This is a genomic window from Halopseudomonas sp. (genome assembly GCF_036960865.1).
Classification (GTDB): domain Bacteria; phylum Pseudomonadota; class Gammaproteobacteria; order Pseudomonadales; family Pseudomonadaceae; genus Halopseudomonas.
In genome coordinates, this window is the sequence record NZ_JBALWE010000002.1 from 179518 (window position 1) to 198016 (window position 18499).

Here is an 18499-nt window from a genome sequence, read left to right on the forward strand (position 1 = left end):
GGATGTTTGCTTGAGCGATCTGCGTCTGTTGCTGGTCAGCCTGCTTGCAGGCTTGCTGTTACCCCTGTGTTTATCACAACTCCCTTTACTCTGGTGGTTGGTGCCGCTGCTGTCAGCCGCGCTGCTGCTTTGGCGCCTGCCATTGGCAGGTCGCGGACTGTGTTGCTTGCTGTGCGGGCTGGCTTGGGCTTTGATTTTTCACCATTTGGCAATGGCGCAGCGCCTGGATCAAGCGTTGAACGGCCATACGGTGCAGCTGGAGGGGCGTATTGCCGGGCTGCCGGAACAGACCGAGACGGGTTGGCGTTTTCAGCTGGAGTCGGTACGGCGCCAGGGTAGTGCCGTACCGTTGCCGGATCTGCGCTTGCATTGGTGGGGTGGTGAGCCGGTAGCCGCCGGCGAACTTTGGTCTTTCGAGACGCGTTTACGGCGTCCCCGAGGGCTTAGTAATCCGGGCAGTTTTGACTACGAGGCCTGGTTGTATGCCTCGGGCACCGGGGGCGTGGGAAGTGTCCGCGGCGGGAAGCGTTTGTCGCTTTCTGAGAGTTCGTCCTGGCGTGAGGCGTTGCGCGCGCGTTTCTCGCTGGCTCTGGCGCCAGTACCTGATGGGCAGCGGCTGTTGGCACTGCTGTTGGGGGATAAGTCGAGTTTGCGTGATGCTGACTGGGACGTGTTGCAGGCCACCGGCACCAGTCATTTGATGGTGATCTCAGGGCTGCATGTGGGCATGCTCGCACTGACGGTGTTCTGGCTTACCCGTCAACTGCTGCGCTGGGGGCGGTTCGCCTGGGCATGGCCGCAGCTGTGGCTCTCTGCGCCGGTGGCGCTCGCTGCGGCAGCCGCCTACGCCGTTCTGTCTGGGCTCGGGGTGCCGGTGCAACGCGCATTGCTGATGTGCGCCTTGGTCTGTTGCGTGCAGCTCTGGCAGCGTAAGCCCAGCCCGTCGCTGATCTGGCTGACGGCGCTGGTGGTCGTGGTCGCGCTGAATCCTGCCGCGCCGCTGCGTGCCGGGTTTTGGTTGTCGTTCATGGCGGTGGGTGTGCTGATTTTTGGTCTCAGTGGGCGTTTGGCTAGGCATAGCGTCTGGGCGCGCTGGGGTAGCGCTCAGTGGGTGGTGTATCTGGGATTATGGCCTTGGCTGGTGTTGTGGGGTATGCCGAGCAGCGCGTCGGCATTGCTGGTCAACCTGGTGGCGATCCCTTGTCTCAGTTTGCTCGTGCTACCGCTGGCGCTGCTTGGCGCATTGGTGGAGCTATTGACCGGCTGGCCGTTGTTTTTGCAGTACGCAGCCGTTGCTTTATCGCTGTTGTTTGATGCGCTGGCCTGGGTTGCAGGTTTTAGTCCGCTGCTGCATTTTGCGTTTCCCGGCTGGTGGGGTTGGCTATGTGCGTTGGCTGGCAGCCTGATGTTGCTCAGCCCGTTGACGCGTTTGCTGTGGTTGCCCGCCGGTTTGTGTCTGCTGCCTCTGCTGCTCCCTGATTTTCAGCGTCCGGAACACGGGCAGCTGCAAGTGACAGTGCTGGATGTGGGGCAGGGGTTGGCAATCCATGTACAGACTGCAGAGCACGATCTGCTGTACGACGCGGGGGCAAGGCTGTCTAGCGGCTTTGACCTGGGTGAGGCCGGTGTGTTGCCGGCGCTGCTGGCCAGCGGGGTTAGCCGGCTGGACATGCTGTTGATCAGCCATGCAGACAATGACCATGCCGGTGGAGCGTTGGCGATACACCAGCGCCTCCCGGTCGACCGTGTGATCAGTGGGGAGCCGGATAGACTGGCCCCTGACCTGGCTGCGGAGCCTTGTCGCCCGCAGCATTGGATTTGGGATGCCGTCAGCTTTGAGGTGTTATCGAACACGCTGCAAGCGGCGGCGGCCAATGACCGCTCCTGTGTGCTGCAGATCACCACGGACCAGGGCAGTGTGTTGTTGCCAGGCGATATCCGGCAGGCAGGTGAGTATCAACTGCTGCCGGCGCTGCGTCACGCCAGCGTGCTCCTTGCACCGCATCATGGCAGCGGCAGTTCGTCGTCCTATGCCTTTATTCGTCAGGTGGCGCCCCGTTGGGTGGTCTTCAGTGCCGGAGCAAACAATCGCTATGGGCATCCGCACCCCAAGGTTGTGGCACGATATCGGGAACTGGCGGTAGAACCGGTTTATACTGCCGGCTCCGGCGCTGTGCGCTTTCGTCTGGGTGGTCAGGCCGAGCCTGAACTCAGTTGGCATTGGCGCGAGAAGGTGCGGCGTTTCTGGCACGAACAATAAGGTGCGGGCACTGCTGTTACAGGGCGTTTCAGCGGGATGTCTGTGCTAGAGTAAATAACCATTTTGGGGAGGGATCGCTTGTGTGGGAATTGATCAGTTCCGGTGGCTGGCTGATGCTGCCGATCATTCTGTCATCTGTTATTGCCGTGGCTATTGTTATTGAGCGTTTGTGGGCGTTGCGCAGTAGTCGCGTGGCACCGGACAACCTGCTTGGACAGGTCTGGCGCTGGGTCAAGGAAGGCCAGCTCGATGCGGTCAAACTGAAAACCCTCAGAGCCGATTCTCCGCTGGGCGAAATTCTCGCTGCCGGCCTGGCCAATTCGCGCCACGGCCGTGACATCATGAAAGAGTGCATCCAGGAGGCTGCCGGCAAGGTAGTGCACGAGCTGGAGCGTTATCTCAATACGCTCGGCACCATCGCCGCCATCACTCCGCTGCTGGGCCTGCTGGGCACGGTTATTGGCATGATCGACGTGTTCAGCGCCATTATGGTTCAGGGCACGGGTAACACCGGCGTTTTGGCCGGTGGTATCTCCAAGGCGCTGATCACTACAGCAGCGGGTCTGACCGTGGCGATCCCGGCGGTTTTCTTCCATCGCTTCTTCGTGCGTCGTGTGGACGAACTGGTCATCGCCATGGAGCAGGAAGCCACCAAGCTGGTAGAGGTAGTGCAGGGCAACCGTGATGTCGAGTTCAATGGCAGCAAGGAGAACGGCAACAGCAAGCGTGCTCCGGCAGCGGCGGCAGCCGGCAAGGGGGTCTGACCGTGAACTTTCGCCGGCAAAGAACGGAGGAAGTCAGTGTCAACCTGACACCGCTGATTGATGTGGTGTTCTTGCTGCTGATTTTCTTCATGGTTTCCACCACGTTTACCCGCGAAACCCAGCTGAAGCTGGACTTGCCCCAAGCCGTCTCCGGCGAGCGGGTAGAGAGTCGCAATATCCAACAGCTGGAGCTCACCATTTCTGCTACCGGCGAGATGGCGTTGAACGAGAAAGCGCTGTTGAATCCGAACCTGAGCAATCTCAAGGCGGCGCTGCAGAAAGAATCCGGCGGTGACAATATGTTGCCGGTGGTGATCACCGCCGACGCGCAAACCCCGCACCAGTACGTGATTACCGCGATGGATGCGGCGGGGCAGCTGGGTTTCAGTCGTTTACGCCTGACCACCAGCGAAATCGGAGCGAGCGAGCAGCAGTGAATGCTTTTTCCAAGGGCGTTGTTGCGCGATTGTTGCAGTGCTCCATTCTCAGGCAGGCAATGGCCACCTGGTCATGAAGTGGCAGCAACGCCTTGAACAAGGCCTGTTGCGGGCCTGGTACGGCAAGGCCCGCTGGCTGGTTCTCTTGCGCCCGTTATCGGCACTGTATCGCCTGTTGGTGCAGCGTCGTCGGCAGCGTTATCTGAACGGTCAGGCGCCACAATGGCGACCACCGGTTCCCTTGATTGTGGTTGGCAATATCACGCTGGGCGGCACCGGCAAGACCCCAATGGTGCTTTGGCTGGCCGCGTTTCTGCGGGGGCATGGCTATCGCGTGGGTGTGATTAGCCGTGGTTACGGCGGCACGCCGCCCAGCTTGCCCTGGCGCGTCGACGCTGCCGGCGATGCTCAGCACAGTGGCGATGAGCCGTTGTTGATCGCCCAGCGCGCTCAGATTCCGGTGGTGATAGATCCCGACCGCCCGGCCGCGGCACGAGCGCTGCTGGCCGACGGCGATATTGATCTGATCATCAGCGATGATGGTCTGCAGCACTATGCGCTGGGGCGTACGGTCGAACTGGTGATGCTTGATGCGCAGCGCGGCTTGGGTAACGCACGCTGCTTGCCGGAGGGGCCGTTGCGCGAGCCGCCCGAGCGTTTGGCTTCGGTAGATCTGCTGGTCAGCAACGGTGCTGTGCAGGATCAGGACGGCCGTTTTGCCATGCAGTTACGGCCCACCAGCCTGATACACCTGCGCAGTGGCAAGCAGGTGCCGCTGGATCTGTGGCAGGGCGAGCGTGAGGTAGTAGCGCTGGCTGGTATCGGTAATCCGGAACGTTTTTTTCGTACGCTTGAAGTGTGCGGCTTTCATTATGTGCCGCGTGTTTTTGCTGATCACGCAAGTTATTCACCCGAGTCGCTGAGCGACTTACCCAAAGACAAGTTGGTCATAATGACCGAGAAGGATGCAGTGAAGTGCCGACCGCTGGCGCAGGACAACTGGTGGTATCTGAGTGTGGAGGCTGAGCTGAGCGATGCGTTCGCTATTGCCTTGCTCGCCACCTTGCCCACTGCTTCCGCCCCGTATCCACCCATTCAGGAGTAAACCAATGGATCCAAAGCTGTTAGATGTACTGGCCTGCCCGCTGTGCAAAGGCCCGCTGGTGCTGAACGCGGACAAGAGCGAGCTTTGGTGCCGCGCAGATGGTCTGGCCTATCCGGTGCGTGATGGCATCCCGGTAATGCTGGAAACCGAAGCCCGAGCGCTGGACGCCGACGAAAAACTGGACCGCTGAACCTATGTTTCACGTCATTATTCCTGCTCGTTACGCCTCAACCCGCCTGCCTGGCAAGCCGCTGCAGCTGATTGCCGGCAAGCCCATGGTGCAACATGTGTGGGAGCAGGCACGTAAGAGTGGCGCCATATCCGTCACCGTCGCCACCGACGATTCGCGGATTGTGGCCGCTTGCGAAGCCTTCGGCGCCGACGTGGTGTTGACCCGCGAAGACCATCCCTCCGGCACGGATCGGCTGCAGGAAGTGGTCAGCAAGCTGGGGCTGGCTGATGATGCCTGTGTGGTGAATGTACAAGGTGACGAGCCGCTGATTCCGCCTGCGGTGATTGATCAGGTAGCCGGCAGCTTGCTGATGCATCCTGAAGCCGGCATGGCCACCCTGGCTGAGCCGATAGACGATAGTGAGTCATTGTTCAACCCGAACGCGGTAAAAGTAGTCTGCGATCAGCAAGGTTTTGCGCTGTATTTCAGTCGCGCGCCCATGCCCTGGTGTCGCGACGCTTTTGCCAATGGCCCTGCCGCGTTGCCCGCGGGCATTCCATTCCGTCGTCACATCGGTATTTATGCCTACAAGGTTGGCTTTCTGCACGATTACGTCACCTGGCCGGCAAGCCCGCTTGAGGCTGCAGAGTCGCTGGAGCAGTTGCGTGCCCTGTGGTTCGGCGTGCGTATTCATGTTGCCGACGCCTGTACAACGCTGCCTGCCGGCGTGGATACCCAGGCCGACCTGGAGCGTGTGCGAGCATTGCTGGAGCAAGCATGAACCAGAGCGTAACGCGGGTCCTGTTTGTCTGCCTTGGCAATATCTGCCGCTCGCCCAGTGCGCAAGGCGTATTCGAGGCACGCTTGCAGGAGCGTGGTCTGCAGAGCCGCTATCAGGTTGATTCTGCCGGCACCGGCGGCTATCACGAAGGCGAGGCGCCGGATCGCCGGGCCACAGCAGCTGCGCGCAAACGTGGTTACGATCTCTCGAAGCAGCGAGCAAGGGCCGTGCGCGATAGCGACTTCGCCGAATTCGATCTGATTCTGGCGATGGATCAAAGTAATCTGGATAACCTGCTGGCGCGCGCGCCGGCGACTGCACGCAGCCGAATTCGGCTGTTCATGAGCATTGCTCCCGAGTTGCCGCAGGAGGTGCCGGATCCCTATTTCGGTGGCGAGCAGGGCTTTGAACAGGTACTGGACATGCTTGAAACAGCCGCGGATGCCTGGCTGGACGCCTCGGTGGCAAGATGAGTCAGCTGCAAACGCAGGTCGATTTGCGGCCATTCAATACGCTGGCGCTGAGTGAGCGCGCAGAACGCCTGCTGTGCATCGAAAGCGAGAGCGATCTACATGCTGCGCTGGCACTGGCGCAGCGCAGTAGCTGGCCAGTGACTCTGATCGGTGGCGGTAGCAATCTGGTACTGGCCGGACCTGTGCGGGGTCTTGTGCTATTGATGCGTACTCGCGGTCGGCGCGTGCTGTCGCGCTGCTCAGAGAGCGTAGTGGTTGAAGCTGCAGCTGGTGAAAACTGGCACGACTTTGTTCGCTGGACGTTGGACTTGGGGCTTAGTGGGCTGGAAAACCTGTCGCTGATTCCGGGTACGGTAGGGGCTGCACCGGTGCAGAATATTGGCGCTTACGGTGTTGAAGTCAGGGATCTGTTTTGCAGTCTGGATGCTCTGGATCGCCTCACGGGGGAGGTCAAATGCCTGTACGCCGCCGACTGTCGGTTTGACTACCGCGACAGTCTGTTCAAGCACGACCCCGGGCGTTACGTCATCTTGCGAGTGCGCTTCAAACTGTCGCCTCGCCCCTATATCAACGTGAGCTACGCGCCGTTGGCTGTTGCGTGGCAAGAAACCGGTTTGCAGCAGCCCGACTCGCGCGTGGTCAGTGAGCTGGTTTGCGCTATCCGGCGCAGCAAGCTGCCGGATCCTGTACGGCTGCCCAACGCCGGTAGTTTCTTCAAGAATCCGCTGGTGCCCCAGGCTGCAGCCGATGCATTACTTCTCGGCTATCCACAGATGCCGCATTTCCCGCAGCCGCAGGGGGAATGCAAGTTGGCTGCAGGCTGGTTGATTGATCAGGCGGGTTGGAAGGGCGTACGACGTGGCGATGTGGGCGTACATGCAGAGCAGGCGCTGGTGCTGGTGAATTACGGGAATGCGCGTGGCGCAGACATATTGGCGTTGGCCGCGGAGATTGCTGCCGATGTGCGCCAGCGTTTTGGTGTGGAGCTTGAGCAGGAGCCGCCGCTAATGGGTGAAGTGTCAGCCTGAAACTGAAGCTGCCTTATGCCAGGTACAAAAAAAGGGGATGCCTAAGCATCCCCTTTTTTTGTACCGCCCCTTAGGGGCGGTTGGTATCGCTTTCTTTCTCTTGCTGCTTCTCTGTCGCAGCTTGCTCGGCATCGTCTTCAGCTTTGGCGGTGCTTTGCTCAGCCTTCTCAGGTTCGCTACCGTCGTTGCTTGGCTTGGCCTCTGCTGTGGTTTCCTGCTCGGAGCTTTCCAGCATATCAGCCTGCTTTGGCTGATCGTCCGGTTTTGCTTGAGCGCTCACGACCTCTTCAGCAGCCTCGCTTGACTCGGCGGTTACGCTGGCTGCTACCGGTGCTTCCGGCTTGGCCTCGGTAGCTGGCACGTCAGGTTGCGCGGCTTCGGCTGGCTGCTGCGCAGCTTCCTCCGCTTTACGCTTGGCTTCGAGCTGGCGACGACGTATCTCACGTGGATCGTTGTAGGCGCGACCGCTTTCAGTCAAGGCTGGAATGCTGTTGTCTGACTTGGCGGCGGGCTCCGGCGCAACCTCTGGCGTGGGCTCGGTTGCAGCCTTGCTCGCAGATTCGACAGCTTCGATCGCTGCTGGCTCAGCGGCAGCTTCGACTGCTGGTTGCTGCACCTCTGTGTTCGCAACAGGCTTGCTCTCGGCTGCGAGCTCAGTGGTGGTTTCCGCTGACTTTGGTTCGCTGGCTGCGACTGGCGTTTGTGCCTCGGCTTCGGTTGCAGGTTCGCTGTTTTCCGCAACTGCTGGCTGCTCTGTGGACTCTGCCTCTGCAACCTGTGGCTGGGCTTCGGCGGTAGCGGCCGGGCGACGACGCTCCTGACGTGGACGGCGGGCCGGGCGTTGCGCGGGAGCCGCTTCGTCAGTCTCGGCGACAGCTTCTGAGCTTGCGGCTTCGTCGCTGGCTTTCTCAACCGGTTGCGCCTGGCTGAAAGCCTCCACTGCATCTTCCATCGAAGCTTCAACCTTGCTGGCTGCCTCGTTCAGGCCTGCTTCAACCGGTGCTTTAACGTCTGCCAAGTTGGCGTCGGACGTCGGGGCGGTTGGCGCGGCGGCTGATTCTGCGGGCGCTGCGTCAGTACTGGCGACTGCAGCTGCGACAGGGGCCACCTTGGTTTCCTGTTGCTCGCCGGTGTTCGCGTCCTGGCTATCGCCGGTTTCTGCTGACTCGTTACCGGTGTTCTCTTGTTGCGGGCGACGGCGGTTATTGCGGCGACGCTGGCTGCTGCGTGAGCGGCGCTTCGGACGCTCGCCTTCGTTGCCCTCGGCTGCATTATCCTGGGTCTCTTCAGCGGTGCTGGCGTTCACGCTGACTTCTTCAGCCTGCTGCTCCTGCTCGTTTTGACGCTGCTGCGGACGACGCTCGCGAGGCTGCTGACGGGCGGCCTGGTTATCATCGTCACGGTTGCTGCGCTGCTCGGCATCGGCTGGGCGACGGCGACGACGTGAGCTGGTTTGACCCTGGGCTGCTTCGACCGGCTTTTCTGCTGGCGTCTCGCTGCTGTTGCTGCGCTCATTGCGTGGAGTCTGCTGCTTGCGATCGCCATCGTTGCGTTCGCCCTTGTTGTTGCGCTCGTTGCGCTCACCGCGCTGGCGACGATTGCGATTATTGCGGCGCTCATCACTGTTACGGTTGCTGCTGTCGCGTGCTGGGCGCTTGGGCGCTGAGGCTGGCTCGGCGTCCTTGGCGGGCTCGCTGCTGCTTTCGTCATGCGCAAACAGGCCAACAAGGGATTTGATCAAGCCTTTGAACAGATTGGGTTGGGCGGCCTGGACGGCCTCCACTGGCGCTGGCGCTGGCGGTGTGGGGGCCGGGCGGGCAGGGGAGAGCGCCTTTACGGCGGCTTCCTGGCGTACGATGGCGCGCGTCTGGCTGACCGGGGTTGGCTCTTCGGCTTCGATTTCGCTGCTCATGGTGAAGCTGCTTTCGTGGTTCAGCACTGATTCATGATCATCACGCAGGCGCTGCACTTCGAAATGCGGGGTATCCATGTGCGGGGTAGGCAGAATCAGAATGCGAATCTTGGTGCGTGCTTCGGTCTTGGCCAGCGCTTCGCGCTTTTCATTCAGCAGGAAGGTGGCGACGGCAACCGGCACGTGCGCGCGTACTTCGGCGGTGCGTTCCTTCAGGGCTTCTTCTTCGATCAGGCGCAGCACCGACAGTGACAGCGATTCTACGTCGCGGATGGTGCCGCGGCCATTGCAGCGGGGGCACACGATGCCGCTGGTTTCACCGAGTGAGGGACGCAACCGCTGGCGGGACATTTCCAGCAGACCGAAGCGGGAGATGCGACCAACCTGTACGCGGGCACGGTCAGCCTCAAGGCTTTCGCGCACGCGCTCTTCAACGGCGCGCTGGTTCTTGGCCGGGCTCATGTCGATAAAGTCGATCACGATCAGGCCGCCGATGTCACGCAGGCGCAACTGGCGGGCGATTTCTTCAGCCGCTTCCAGATTGGTCTGCAATGCTGTTTCTTCGATATCGCCGCCCTTGGTGGCGCGCGCCGAGTTGATGTCGATGGACACCAAAGCTTCGGTATGGTCGATCACGATAGAGCCGCCGGAGGGCAGCTTTACTTCACGCTCGAAGGCGGTTTCGATCTGGCTTTCGATCTGGAAGCGATTGAACAGCGGTACGCTGTCTTCATACAGCTTCACCTTGCTGGCGTACTGCGGCATTACCTGGCTGATGAAGTTGAGGGCTTCTTCTTTCACGGTTTCGCTGTCGATCAGCACTTCGCCGATGTCTTGGCGCAGGTAATCGCGGATGGCACGAATGATGACGTTGCTTTCCTGATAGATCAGGAAAGGAGCGCTACGCTCGGCGGAGGCGCCTTTTACTGCGTCCCATAGTTGCAGCAGGTAATCCAGATCCCATTGCAGTTCTTCGGCACTGCGGCCCAGGCCGGCAGTACGCACGATCATGCCCATGTCGGCAGGCACGTTCAGGCTGTTGAGTGCTTCACGCAGTTCGTTGCGTTCTTCGCCTTCAATGCGACGCGAGATGCCTCCGGCGCGTGGATTGTTGGGCATCAGTACCAAGTAACGACCGGCCAGGCTGATAAAGGTGGTCAGGGCCGCGCCCTTGTTGCCACGCTCTTCCTTGTCGACCTGAACGATGACTTCCTGACCTTCCTTGAGGACTTCCTTGATATTGACGCGACCTTCTACCTGTTTGGAGAAGTATTCGCGGGAGATTTCTTTTAGCGGGAGAAAGCCGTGGCGTTCGGAGCCGAAGTCGACGAAGGCAGCTTCGAGGCTGGGTTCGACGCGGGTAATGCGGCCTTTGTAGATGTTGGCCTTTTTCTGTTCGCGTGCACCGGATTCGATGTCGAGGTCATAAAGGCGCTGGCCGTCTACCAGGGCGACACGCAACTCTTCGGGTTGAGTTGCGTTGATAAGCATTCTTTTCATGAAGTACCGTTGTGATTCCAGGGCTAAACGGATATCACGTGTACGGCACCTGCGACTCATGAGTTCGGTGTCAGGTGTGTTTCTGGCCCGGGCTGATTGCCCGGGAGCAGAGTTCACATCGCTCGGCTGCTGGTTGGCAGCGTCAACGACAGTTCTATCTGTTACATCTACACAGAGAAACTGCTTGGGGACTGTCTTGCGGTAACAAGAGGGTTCTGTGCGGCGGCAGGCTTTTATGCTGCCGGGTGAGCGGTCATGTGGCTGTCAACGCAGGTTGTGCGGATCAGCGGTCTGGCCGGCTTCGCGTGTTGCCCGGATGTTGCTGCAAGGCGTCCTTAGGGAGGAATCAGCGGGACTGGTAACGGGGACACATTGAATGGCAAGTGTCAGCGCTCGTCACATTATCCTGAAGCTGTGCATCTCCACCTAAACACTTACCCATCTGAATCGGGTGCCGCTCAGCGTGTTGTCCGCGAGCGGGTTAATAGTCTGTCTGCCCTTATGGCAGGCAGTGTTGCAATCATCAGTCGCGCCGATCATTCGTTTTCGTTTGTAGGCGGAGACCGTATGGCTTTGTTTCTGGGGCTCGGCAGCTTTGTATGGGCTGGACTCCCCGGCTGCAAACGCGGCAGCTCGCTGGACTATAGCAGCATTTTTTAAGTGCTTCAATTGAATGAAAAAATGTATCATGCGCGGATGAAAAACAGCCCCAGCGAACTTCCTGTCCAGGTCCAGTTTGATCAGATTGATGCTGATCAGGCTGGGCAGCGTATAGATAACTATCTCATTACCCGTCTCAAGGGTGCGCCCAAGACGCTGGTCTACCGTATTCTGCGCAAGGGTGAGGTGCGCGTTAACAAGGGTCGGGTCAAGCCAGACTACCGCCTGCAGGCTGGGGACGTATTGCGCATTCCTCCGGTTCGCCTGCCTGCGCCCAACGAGCCGGCACTGGTGGGGCAGGGGATTCTCAATGCGCTGGAAGCCGGTATTTTGTTTGAAGACAAGGGCTTGATTGTGGTCAACAAGCCCGCCGGGCTGGCAGTGCATGGCGGTAGTGGGCTGAATTTTGGCGTTATCGAGGCGATGCGCCAGCTGCGACCCGATTGCCCGCAGATGGAGTTGGTGCATCGTCTGGATCGCGATACTTCCGGCTGTCTGATGATTGCCAAAAAGCGTAGCGTATTGCGCCATCTGCATGCAGCTCTGCGCGGCGATGGCGTGACCAAGTGCTACGAAGCCCTGGTGCGCGGTCGCTGGCCAGCGTCTACCAAAAAGGTGCATGCGCCGTTGCAGAAAAACAATCTGCGCTCCGGCGAGCGCATGGTAGAGGTCGATCCTGAAGGCAAGGAGTGTCTCACCGAGTTTCGCGTACTTGAGCGCTTCGGTGATCAAGCCACGCTGGTTGAGGCGCGACCCATCACGGGGCGCACCCATCAGATTCGCGTGCATGCCAAACACGCCGGCCACCCGATTGCCGGTGATCCCAAGTACGGTGACGATGAGTTCTCCCGTGAAGTGCGTGAGTTGGGCGGTAAGCGGCTGTTCCTGCATGCGCGCTCATTGCGTGTGGTGATGGCGGGCGGCCAGGAGCTGAAGGTCGAAGCCCAGCCCGGCCCTGCCTGGGATAACACGTTGCGGCGGCTGCGCGATGCGTGAGTTTGATACGCTGATTTTTGACTGGGACGGCACGCTTTCAGATTCGATTGGTCATATCGTTTCTGCCATGCGAGCAGCGGCGCAGGATGTTGATATGCCTGTGCCGACGCCGTCTGCCGTGCGCGGGATAATAGGTTTGGGGTTGCCAGAAGCGGTTGCGGCGTTGTATCCAGCTGAAACCGATATGCGGCGACTTTCCGCAGTGGTTGACAGCTATCGCCTGCAGTACCGCAGTCAGGAAACGCAGCCGGTTTTGCTGTTTCCAGGTGTACGCGAGGCGCTGGATGGTTGGCGCGCTGAGGGTTACCGGTTGGCTGTGGCGACGGGTAAAGGGCGTGGTGGGCTGGAGCGTATGTTGCGCAGTCACGACCTGCTCGGTTATTTCGATGCCACGCGTTGTGCAGATGAAACTGCAAGCAAGCCTCATCCAAAAATGCTGCGAGAGATTCTCGAGCAGCTGGATGGCGCGCCGTCGCGTGCGCTCATGGTGGGTGATAGCTCCTTTGATCTGGACATGGCGACGCAGGCTGGCATGGGCAGTGTTGGCGTCACCTACGGTGCGCAGTCGCGTGAGCAGTTGTTGCGCTGTAAGCCGCTGCACCTGATTGATGAATTTGTCGAGTTGACGGGCTGGTTGAAAGCGCCCCGTCAGAGCAATCAAAAAATGGCGATAGGGGAAGCTTGATGCAGAATGATCAATGGACCGAAGGCAAGATGGTTTCCAGGGAGGAGCGCGCGCAAGCGACCGAGGATAAGAAGGCCTGGCAGTTGCTGGAGAAAACCCTACTGGCATCGCTGCAGGAGCAGAAGCGCTCGCGGCGCTGGGGCATCTTTTTCAAAGCCCTGACCTTTGTTTATCTATTTGGTGCCATCCTGCTGTTTTCGCCGCTGGCACAGATGGAGTCGAGCAGCGTCGGCGGGCCGCATACGGCGGTGATCGAATTGCGCGGCATGATCGCGGATCAGGAAGAGGCCAGCGCAGATAACTTGGTGGGTGCGCTGCGTGATGCCTTTGAGGACGCCAATACCAAGGGTGTGGTGTTGCGGATCAATAGTCCGGGCGGCAGTCCGGTGCAGTCGGGCTACGTTTATGACGAGATAAAGCGGCTGCGCGCGCTGCATCCTGATATCAAAGTTTACGCCGTGATTACCGATTTGGGTGCTTCAGGTGCCTACTACATTGCTGCTGCGGCAGACGAGATATATGCCGACAAGGCCAGCTTGGTGGGCTCTATTGGTGTCACTGCTGCCGGTTTTGGTTTTGTCGGCACTATGGACAAGTTGGGTGTAGAGCGTCGTACATACACGGCTGGTGAGCATAAAGCATTCCTCGACCCGTTCCAGCCTGAAAAGCCGGAGGAGCGTGAGTTCTGGCAGGGCGTGCTGAATACAACGCATCAGCAGTTCATTAGTCAGGTCAGGGCGGGGCGGGGTGATCGCCTGAAAGAGACGCCAGATATGTTCAGCGGTTTGATCTGGTCGGGTGAGCAGGCGCTGGATTTGGGCTTGATCGATGGGTTGTCGAGCACTTCTGCGGTGGCGCGGGATGTGGTTGGTGCCGAAGAGCTGGTTGATTTCACGCATCAGGAGTCACCCTTCAAGCGCTTTACTCGCCAGTTGGGTGCCAGCATGGGTGCTGCGTTGGCGACCGAGCTGGGCTTCTCTGGACCAGCTTTGCGCTGAGGTATTCTGGTTCAGGGAAGGTGGATGCCCTCGTTGGCGAGCATGTCGCACAGCCTGATCAGTGGCAGGCCGATCAGGCTGTTGGGGTCGTCGCCCTGCATGCGGTGTATCAGGCTGATGCCAAAGCCCTCTGATTTGAAGCTGCCAGCGCAGTCGTAGGGTTTTTCGCGTGTCAGATAGCGCTCGATCTGCGCGTCATCAAGTGCCCGGAATGTCACGCTGTAGGGTTCTACGATGAGCTGGTGTTGGCCGCTGGCGCTATTCAGCAGGCAGAGTGCGGTCGAGAAGGTCAGGGTCTGGCCGCTGCTTGCTCTGAGTTGTCTAAACGCTTCGCGGTGACTGCCGGGTTTGCTTACCGGCTGGCCGTCCAGTAATACCACCTGGTCCGAGCCGATTATCAGATGGTTGGGGAAGGTCTGTTGCAGGCTTTGCGCCTTCTGTAGTGCGAGGCGTTGCGTCAGTTGTTCTGGTGTCTCGCCGTCAAGGGCTGTTTCATCAATGTCGGGTGATGCGCTCTCGAAGGGGAGGTGCAGTCGTTGCAGCAGGGCTTTGCGGTAGCTGGAGCTGGATGCCAGGATGAGTCGGGGCATGGGGTTTCTCCGTGTTTGCGTAGGCGGCATCTTAGCGCTGGTCTGTCGAGATTGGCGAGTCGACCGTCAGTAGTGATTGCGCCTGCAAATAGTTTTGACAGATGGGGCGCTGATCCCTAGAATTGCGCGCTTATGTCTGGAACCATACCCTCATACATTGAGCCGGCACGGCTTGTTGATCGCCAAATCACCCTGAAAGGCGTGGTGAAGGCGGATAGCATGCAGCGTTTGGCGGCGGTGTTGGCGGCTCCCGCAGATGATGTGCAGGTTGAACTGCACTTCTCCCGCGACGAGCAGGGGATCGGCACCATGCATGGTCACTATCAGACCAATGCGCCGCTGATCTGTCAGCGCTGCCTCGAGCAGGTTGTTGTACTGCTCGACAGCGAGTGTGATGTAGGTTTTGTCGAAAGTGATGAGGCTGCCAAACAGCTGCCCCGTCTTTATGAACCGGTTATTGTGGGTGAAGAACCGCTCGATCTGATTTCTCTGATCGAAGACGAACTGCTTCTGGCCTTGCCTGCAGTTCCGATGCACCCGCAGGAAACATGTCAGCATCCGCCAGGGTATCGCCCTGAGACGGCGGAGCTGGAGGAAAAGTCTGAGAAGCCTAATCCTTTCAGCGTGCTGGCCAAGTTAAAACGCGATACCTGAGCTTAGGAGCTTATTAGTCATGGCTGTTCAGCAGAACAAAAAGTCCCGTTCCGCACGCGGCATGCGTCGTTCACACGATGCGTTGTCCTCCGCTGCCTTGTCAGTAGACAAGACCACTGGCGAAACTCATCTTCGTCACCACGTTTCTCCTGACGGTTTCTACCGTGGTCGTCAGGTTGTAAACAAGGACAACGACGAATAAGTTTTGTCCACGTCAATTCGCCTAGCGATTGATGTGATGGGCGGGGACTTCGGTCCCCGTTGCATTATCCCCGCTGCGCTTCGCAGTCTTACGCTTTATCCCTCCCTGCATTTGATTCTGGTTGGCTCTGCGGATGCTATCAAGCCGCTGCTTTCTGCTGCCCGGTTTCCCCTCGAGCAAGTGACCCTGCATCCTGCCAGTGAGCAAATTCTGGCCGAGGATCCGCCTGCTCGTGTATTGCGTGGCAAGCCAGACGCCTCCATGCGCGTCGCCTTGCAGCTGGTGCGCGATGGGCACGCAGACGGCTGTCTGAGCGCGGGCAATACGGGCGCCTTGATGGTGTTGGCGCGGTCCATCGTGGGCATGCTTGAGGGCGTGCAGCGACCAGCCATCATGGCGGCGCTGCCGGTCGCTGGGCATGACTGTCATGTGCTGGACCTGGGGGCGAATGTCGACTGTTCGGCCGAACAGTTGCTCGAATTTGCGCTTATGGGGTCTGCAGCGGTTACTGAGCTGACCGCCAACCCTAGTCCTCGAGTCGGTTTGCTGAACATCGGGCACGAGGTGAATAAAGGGACGCGCGAGGTGCGCGCCGCAGCAGCCTTGTTGGCCGCCAGCGAACGCCTTAACTACGTTGGGCATGTCGAGGGTGATGGTCTGTTCCGCGGTGAAGCCGACGTGGTGGTTTGTGACGGCTTTGTTGGTAATGTCCTGCTCAAGGCGAGCGAAGGTGTTGCTGGCTATCTGCAGTCGGAAATGCGTGATGCCATGCAGGCTAGTCGGCTGCTGCGCTGGATGTCGCCTTGGGTTCGGCGCTCGCTCAGGCCCATGCGGCAACGCAATGATCCTGATCGCCATAATGGCGCGAGTCTGCTGGGGTTGCGCTCCGTGGTCATCAAGAGTCATGGTGGCGCGGGTGAAGAGGCGATCCTGGCGGCCATAGGCAAAGCGGTTAAGGCCTGCCAGTCCAATCTGCCGGCACGTATTGCCGATCAGCTGCGGGTGGCGCGATGAGGTCTGTGACCTCGGTGGTGCGCGGTGCATCCAAATTCCATTGTCACACTCATGTGTCTAGACTCTGCTCATTCATTCGATAACAGGAAGATGGTATGACTAATTCCCTTGGCTTTGTATTCCCTGGTCAGGGCTCGCAAGCTGTTGGCATGCTGGGTGAGCTGGCTGAGCAGCACGCCGTTATCAAGGAAACCTTCAGTGAAGCTTCTGATGCGCTGGGGTATGACCTGTGGGCATTGTCCCAGAATGGTCCGGAAGCGGATCTGAATCGCACGGACCGCACGCAACCGGCCATCTTGACTGCCTCAGTAGCGCTCTGGCGGTTGTGGTGTCAAACCAGTTCCGTGCGCCCCGGCTTTGTGGCCGGCCACAGTTTGGGTGAGTACTCGGCGCTGGTGGCGGCTGAGGTGTTGAGTTTTGCCGATGCAGTGCGGTTGGTCGAACGTCGTGGTCAGTTGATGCAGCAAGCCGTGCCGGAAGGGCAGGGCGCCATGGCTGCGATACTGGGGCTGGAAGACGAGCAGATTATCGAGCTGTGCGCTGCTGCCTCGCAGGGTGAGGTCGTCAGTGCGGTTAACTTCAATGCCCCGGGTCAGGTGGTTATTGCTGGCCAGGCTGCAGCCGTGACGCGTGCCATTGATGCCTGCAAGTCCGCGGGCGCCAAGCGAGCCATTGCCTTGCCGGTCAGCGTGCCGTCCCACTGCGCCCTTATGCAGAGAGCGGCAGAACAACTGTCAGCTGACTTTGCTGCTATTCATTGGCAGGTGCCTGCCATTACGCTGGTACAAAATGTCAGTGCGCGCCCCGCGTCCGACATTGCAGACCTGCGGCAGTTGCTCGTCGAGCAACTTTACAGCCCGGTTCGCTGGGTTGAGACTGTGGTTTACATGGCTGAGCAGGGCGTTACTGACCTGGTTGAGTGTGGCCCGGGCAAGGTGCTGGGTGGCCTGAACAAGCGTTGTGCCAAGTCTGTTGCCAATCACAGTCTGGATAGCGTTGCGGGTTTTGCCGCTGCCAGCGAACACTTTGCATAAGGAATTTGATATGAGTCTTGCAGGAAAAGTAGCCTTGGTTACCGGTGCCAGCCGCGGCATAGGTCAGGCGATTGCTCACACCCTGGCTGCGCAAGGTGCCATCGTAGTGGGAACGGCGACTAGTGATCAGGGTGCGCAGGCGATTGCCGACAAGCTCGCTGAAGCGGGTTATCAGGGTACAGGCATGAGGTTGGATGTGCGTGATCCTGAGTCGGTTGCCGCGGTGCTGGGCAGCATTACCGAAGCCTATGGTGCGCCGGCGATCCTGGTCAATAATGCAGGGATTACCGCCGATAATCTGCTTATGCGCATGAAGGATAATGAGTGGGATGATGTGCTGAATACCAACCTGGGTTCAGTCTACCGCTTGTCCAAGGCCGTGCTGCGAGGCATGACCAAGGGGCGTTGGGGGCGTATCATCAACATCAGCTCAGTGGTCGGTGGTATGGGGAACGCGGGCCAGTCCAACTATGCTGCAGCAAAGGCCGGCATGGAAGGTTTTACTCGCGCGCTGGCGCGAGAAGTTGGCTCTCGTGCCATTACTGTGAACGCCGTAGCACCAGGTTTTATTGACACAGACATGACGCGTGCGCTTAATGACAGCCAGCGTGACGTGATGCTGGAGCAGATTCCGCTTGGTCGTTTGGGTCAGGCAGATGAAATTGCAGCGGCGGTAGGCTTTCTTGCCAGCGAGTCGGCAGGCTACATCACCGGCGCAACGCTGCCGGTAAATGGCGGCATGTATATGAGCTGAGGTGGTTTTCCATCTGGCTAGACTGATGTTTTTGCATGACTTTTTGCCGGGTACAGGCCCTGCAGGCTTTGCACCCTTTACGATAGAAGCGATTCGCGCTTGAAACCAAGCAATTTGTTTCTATAAACTACCCGCAGTCCGGCTTCTCGGAACTGCAAATAGGAGTGAGAACAAGGTATGAGTACCATCGAAGAACGCGTCAAGAAAATCGTTGCCGAACAGCTCGGCGTCAAAGAAGAAGAAGTGACCAACAGCGCTTCTTTTGTTGAAGATCTTGGCGCTGACTCCCTGGACACCGTGGAGCTGGTAATGGCGCTCGAAGAAGAATTCGAGACCGAGATTCCGGATGAAGAAGCCGAGAAAATCACTACCGTCCAGGAAGCAATCAACTACGTGAACGCAAACCAGAAGTAATCACGTAGTCTGCTGAAAGGTCCCAAAAAAGCCGCAGTGCTCTCAAGTAACTGCGGCTTTTTTGTA

General features: G+C 59.2%; 18 protein-coding genes and 1 pseudogene. 17 read left to right on the top strand and 2 right to left on the bottom strand.

All coding sequences use genetic code 11. The features are described 5' to 3' along the window. The first annotated feature begins 10 nt into the window (after positions 1–10). The 8 genes from V7747_RS03245 (at position 11) to murB (ending at position 7020) form a co-directional block, all read left to right on the top strand. The gene (locus V7747_RS03245; RefSeq protein ID WP_335614623.1) at positions 11–2260 is read left to right on the top strand and encodes a DNA internalization-related competence protein ComEC/Rec2; all 2250 of its coding nucleotides are present in this window, start codon (positions 11–13) and stop codon (positions 2258–2260) included. 80 nt (positions 2261–2340) lie between these two features. Next, positions 2341–3024 carry a MotA/TolQ/ExbB proton channel family protein gene (locus V7747_RS03250; protein WP_335614624.1) on the top strand — a complete coding sequence of 228 codons (684 nt, stop codon included), beginning with the start codon at positions 2341–2343 and terminating at the stop codon, positions 3022–3024. Positions 3025–3026: 2 nt separating this feature from the next. After that, complete coding sequence (locus tag V7747_RS03255; protein WP_335614625.1) at positions 3027–3461, top strand: ExbD/TolR family protein; 435 nt, start codon at positions 3027–3029, stop codon at positions 3459–3461. Between the two features lie 73 nt (positions 3462–3534). Then, positions 3535–4566 carry a tetraacyldisaccharide 4'-kinase gene (gene lpxK / locus V7747_RS03260; RefSeq protein WP_335614626.1) on the top strand — a complete coding sequence of 344 codons (1032 nt, stop codon included), beginning with the start codon at positions 3535–3537 and terminating at the stop codon, positions 4564–4566. Positions 4567–4570: 4 nt separating this feature from the next. Continuing rightward, positions 4571–4756 carry a Trm112 family protein gene (locus V7747_RS03265; RefSeq protein WP_335614627.1) on the top strand — a complete coding sequence of 62 codons (186 nt, stop codon included), beginning with the start codon at positions 4571–4573 and terminating at the stop codon, positions 4754–4756. A 4-nt stretch (positions 4757–4760) separates the two neighbouring features. After that, the gene (gene kdsB, locus V7747_RS03270) at positions 4761–5519 is read left to right on the top strand and encodes a 3-deoxy-manno-octulosonate cytidylyltransferase (RefSeq protein WP_335614628.1); all 759 of its coding nucleotides are present in this window, start codon (positions 4761–4763) and stop codon (positions 5517–5519) included. Further along, positions 5516–5992: a low molecular weight protein-tyrosine-phosphatase gene (locus tag V7747_RS03275; RefSeq protein ID WP_335614629.1), complete on the top strand. Its 477-nt coding sequence runs from the start codon at positions 5516–5518 to the stop codon at positions 5990–5992. Before kdsB ends, V7747_RS03275 begins: the two co-directional genes overlap by 4 nt. After that, entirely contained in the window at positions 5989–7020 is a 1032-nt protein-coding gene (murB, locus tag V7747_RS03280) for a UDP-N-acetylmuramate dehydrogenase (protein WP_335614630.1), read from the top strand. Before V7747_RS03275 ends, murB begins: the two co-directional genes overlap by 4 nt. 1168 nt (positions 7021–8188) lie before the next feature. Here murB and rne read toward each other — a convergent pair. Beyond that, a pseudogene (rne, locus tag V7747_RS03285) lies at positions 8189–10432 on the bottom strand (ribonuclease E); the annotation flags it as partial. 696 nt (positions 10433–11128) lie between these two features. Between rne and rluC the strand changes: the two are divergent. The 3 genes from rluC to sppA are packed head-to-tail and all read left to right on the top strand — an operon-like array spanning position 11129 to position 13771. After that, a complete protein-coding gene (rluC, locus tag V7747_RS03290) occupies positions 11129–12088 on the top strand; it encodes a 23S rRNA pseudouridine(955/2504/2580) synthase RluC (protein WP_335614632.1) in 960 nt (319 codons plus the stop codon). Next, a complete protein-coding gene (locus V7747_RS03295; RefSeq protein WP_335614633.1) occupies positions 12081–12773 on the top strand; it encodes an HAD-IA family hydrolase in 693 nt (230 codons plus the stop codon). Before rluC ends, V7747_RS03295 begins: the two co-directional genes overlap by 8 nt. Positions 12774–12802: 29 nt before the next feature. Continuing rightward, the gene (gene sppA / locus V7747_RS03300) at positions 12803–13771 is read left to right on the top strand and encodes a signal peptide peptidase SppA (RefSeq protein ID WP_335614889.1); all 969 of its coding nucleotides are present in this window, start codon (positions 12803–12805) and stop codon (positions 13769–13771) included. A gap of 11 nt (positions 13772–13782) precedes the next feature. On the opposite strand, the gene V7747_RS03305 is transcribed toward sppA, so the two are convergent. Beyond that, positions 13783–14361, bottom strand: a complete 579-nt coding sequence (locus V7747_RS03305) for a Maf family protein (RefSeq protein WP_335614634.1) — start codon at positions 14359–14361, stop codon at positions 13783–13785. 219 nt (positions 14362–14580) lie between these two features. Here V7747_RS03305 and V7747_RS03310 point away from each other — a divergent pair, with 219 nt between their 5' ends. The 6 genes from V7747_RS03310 to acpP all read left to right on the top strand — a co-directional run bounded on the left by V7747_RS03310 (position 14581) and on the right by acpP (position 18433). Beyond that, complete coding sequence (locus tag V7747_RS03310; protein ID WP_335614635.1) at positions 14581–15015, top strand: YceD family protein; 435 nt, start codon at positions 14581–14583, stop codon at positions 15013–15015. Positions 15016–15034: 19 nt separating this feature from the next. Next, positions 15035–15217 (top strand): 50S ribosomal protein L32, encoded by a 183-nt coding sequence (gene rpmF / locus V7747_RS03315; protein ID WP_065335934.1) that lies wholly within the window; start codon positions 15035–15037, stop codon positions 15215–15217. A gap of 3 nt (positions 15218–15220) precedes the next feature. After that, complete coding sequence (gene plsX, locus V7747_RS03320) at positions 15221–16231, top strand: phosphate acyltransferase PlsX (protein WP_335614636.1); 1011 nt, start codon at positions 15221–15223, stop codon at positions 16229–16231. Between the two features lie 95 nt (positions 16232–16326). Then, a complete protein-coding gene (gene fabD / locus V7747_RS03325; protein ID WP_335614637.1) occupies positions 16327–17265 on the top strand; it encodes an ACP S-malonyltransferase in 939 nt (312 codons plus the stop codon). Between the two features lie 10 nt (positions 17266–17275). Continuing rightward, complete coding sequence (gene fabG, locus V7747_RS03330) at positions 17276–18019, top strand: 3-oxoacyl-ACP reductase FabG (RefSeq protein ID WP_335614638.1); 744 nt, start codon at positions 17276–17278, stop codon at positions 18017–18019. A 177-nt stretch (positions 18020–18196) separates the two neighbouring features. Beyond that, positions 18197–18433: an acyl carrier protein gene (gene acpP / locus V7747_RS03335; protein ID WP_335614639.1), complete on the top strand. Its 237-nt coding sequence runs from the start codon at positions 18197–18199 to the stop codon at positions 18431–18433. The last annotated feature ends 66 nt before the right edge of the window (positions 18434–18499 follow it).

What these genes read in the sequence shown, in the direction of transcription:
- fabG (WP_335614638.1), top strand. Translation starts at nt 17,276, where the DNA reads ATGAGTCTTGCAGGAAAAGTAGCCTTGGTTACCGGTGCCAGCCGCGGC.
- murB (WP_335614630.1), top strand. Translation starts at nt 5,989, where the DNA reads ATGAGTCAGCTGCAAACGCAGGTCGATTTGCGGCCATTCAATACGCTG.
- sppA (WP_335614889.1), top strand. Translation starts at nt 12,803, where the DNA reads ATGGTTTCCAGGGAGGAGCGCGCGCAAGCGACCGAGGATAAGAAGGCC.
- V7747_RS03275 (WP_335614629.1), top strand. Translation starts at nt 5,516, where the DNA reads ATGAACCAGAGCGTAACGCGGGTCCTGTTTGTCTGCCTTGGCAATATC.
- rpmF (WP_065335934.1), top strand. Translation starts at nt 15,035, where the DNA reads ATGGCTGTTCAGCAGAACAAAAAGTCCCGTTCCGCACGCGGCATGCGT.
- kdsB (WP_335614628.1), top strand. Translation starts at nt 4,761, where the DNA reads ATGTTTCACGTCATTATTCCTGCTCGTTACGCCTCAACCCGCCTGCCT.
- lpxK (WP_335614626.1), top strand. Translation starts at nt 3,535, where the DNA reads ATGAAGTGGCAGCAACGCCTTGAACAAGGCCTGTTGCGGGCCTGGTAC.
- rluC (WP_335614632.1), top strand. Translation starts at nt 11,129, where the DNA reads ATGAAAAACAGCCCCAGCGAACTTCCTGTCCAGGTCCAGTTTGATCAG.
- acpP (WP_335614639.1), top strand. Translation starts at nt 18,197, where the DNA reads ATGAGTACCATCGAAGAACGCGTCAAGAAAATCGTTGCCGAACAGCTC.
- V7747_RS03310 (WP_335614635.1), top strand. Translation starts at nt 14,581, where the DNA reads ATGCAGCGTTTGGCGGCGGTGTTGGCGGCTCCCGCAGATGATGTGCAG.
- V7747_RS03295 (WP_335614633.1), top strand. Translation starts at nt 12,081, where the DNA reads ATGCGTGAGTTTGATACGCTGATTTTTGACTGGGACGGCACGCTTTCA.
- V7747_RS03265 (WP_335614627.1), top strand. Translation starts at nt 4,571, where the DNA reads ATGGATCCAAAGCTGTTAGATGTACTGGCCTGCCCGCTGTGCAAAGGC.
- V7747_RS03305 (WP_335614634.1), bottom strand. Translation starts at nt 14,361, where the DNA reads ATGCCCCGACTCATCCTGGCATCCAGCTCCAGCTACCGCAAAGCCCTG.
- fabD (WP_335614637.1), top strand. Translation starts at nt 16,327, where the DNA reads ATGACTAATTCCCTTGGCTTTGTATTCCCTGGTCAGGGCTCGCAAGCT.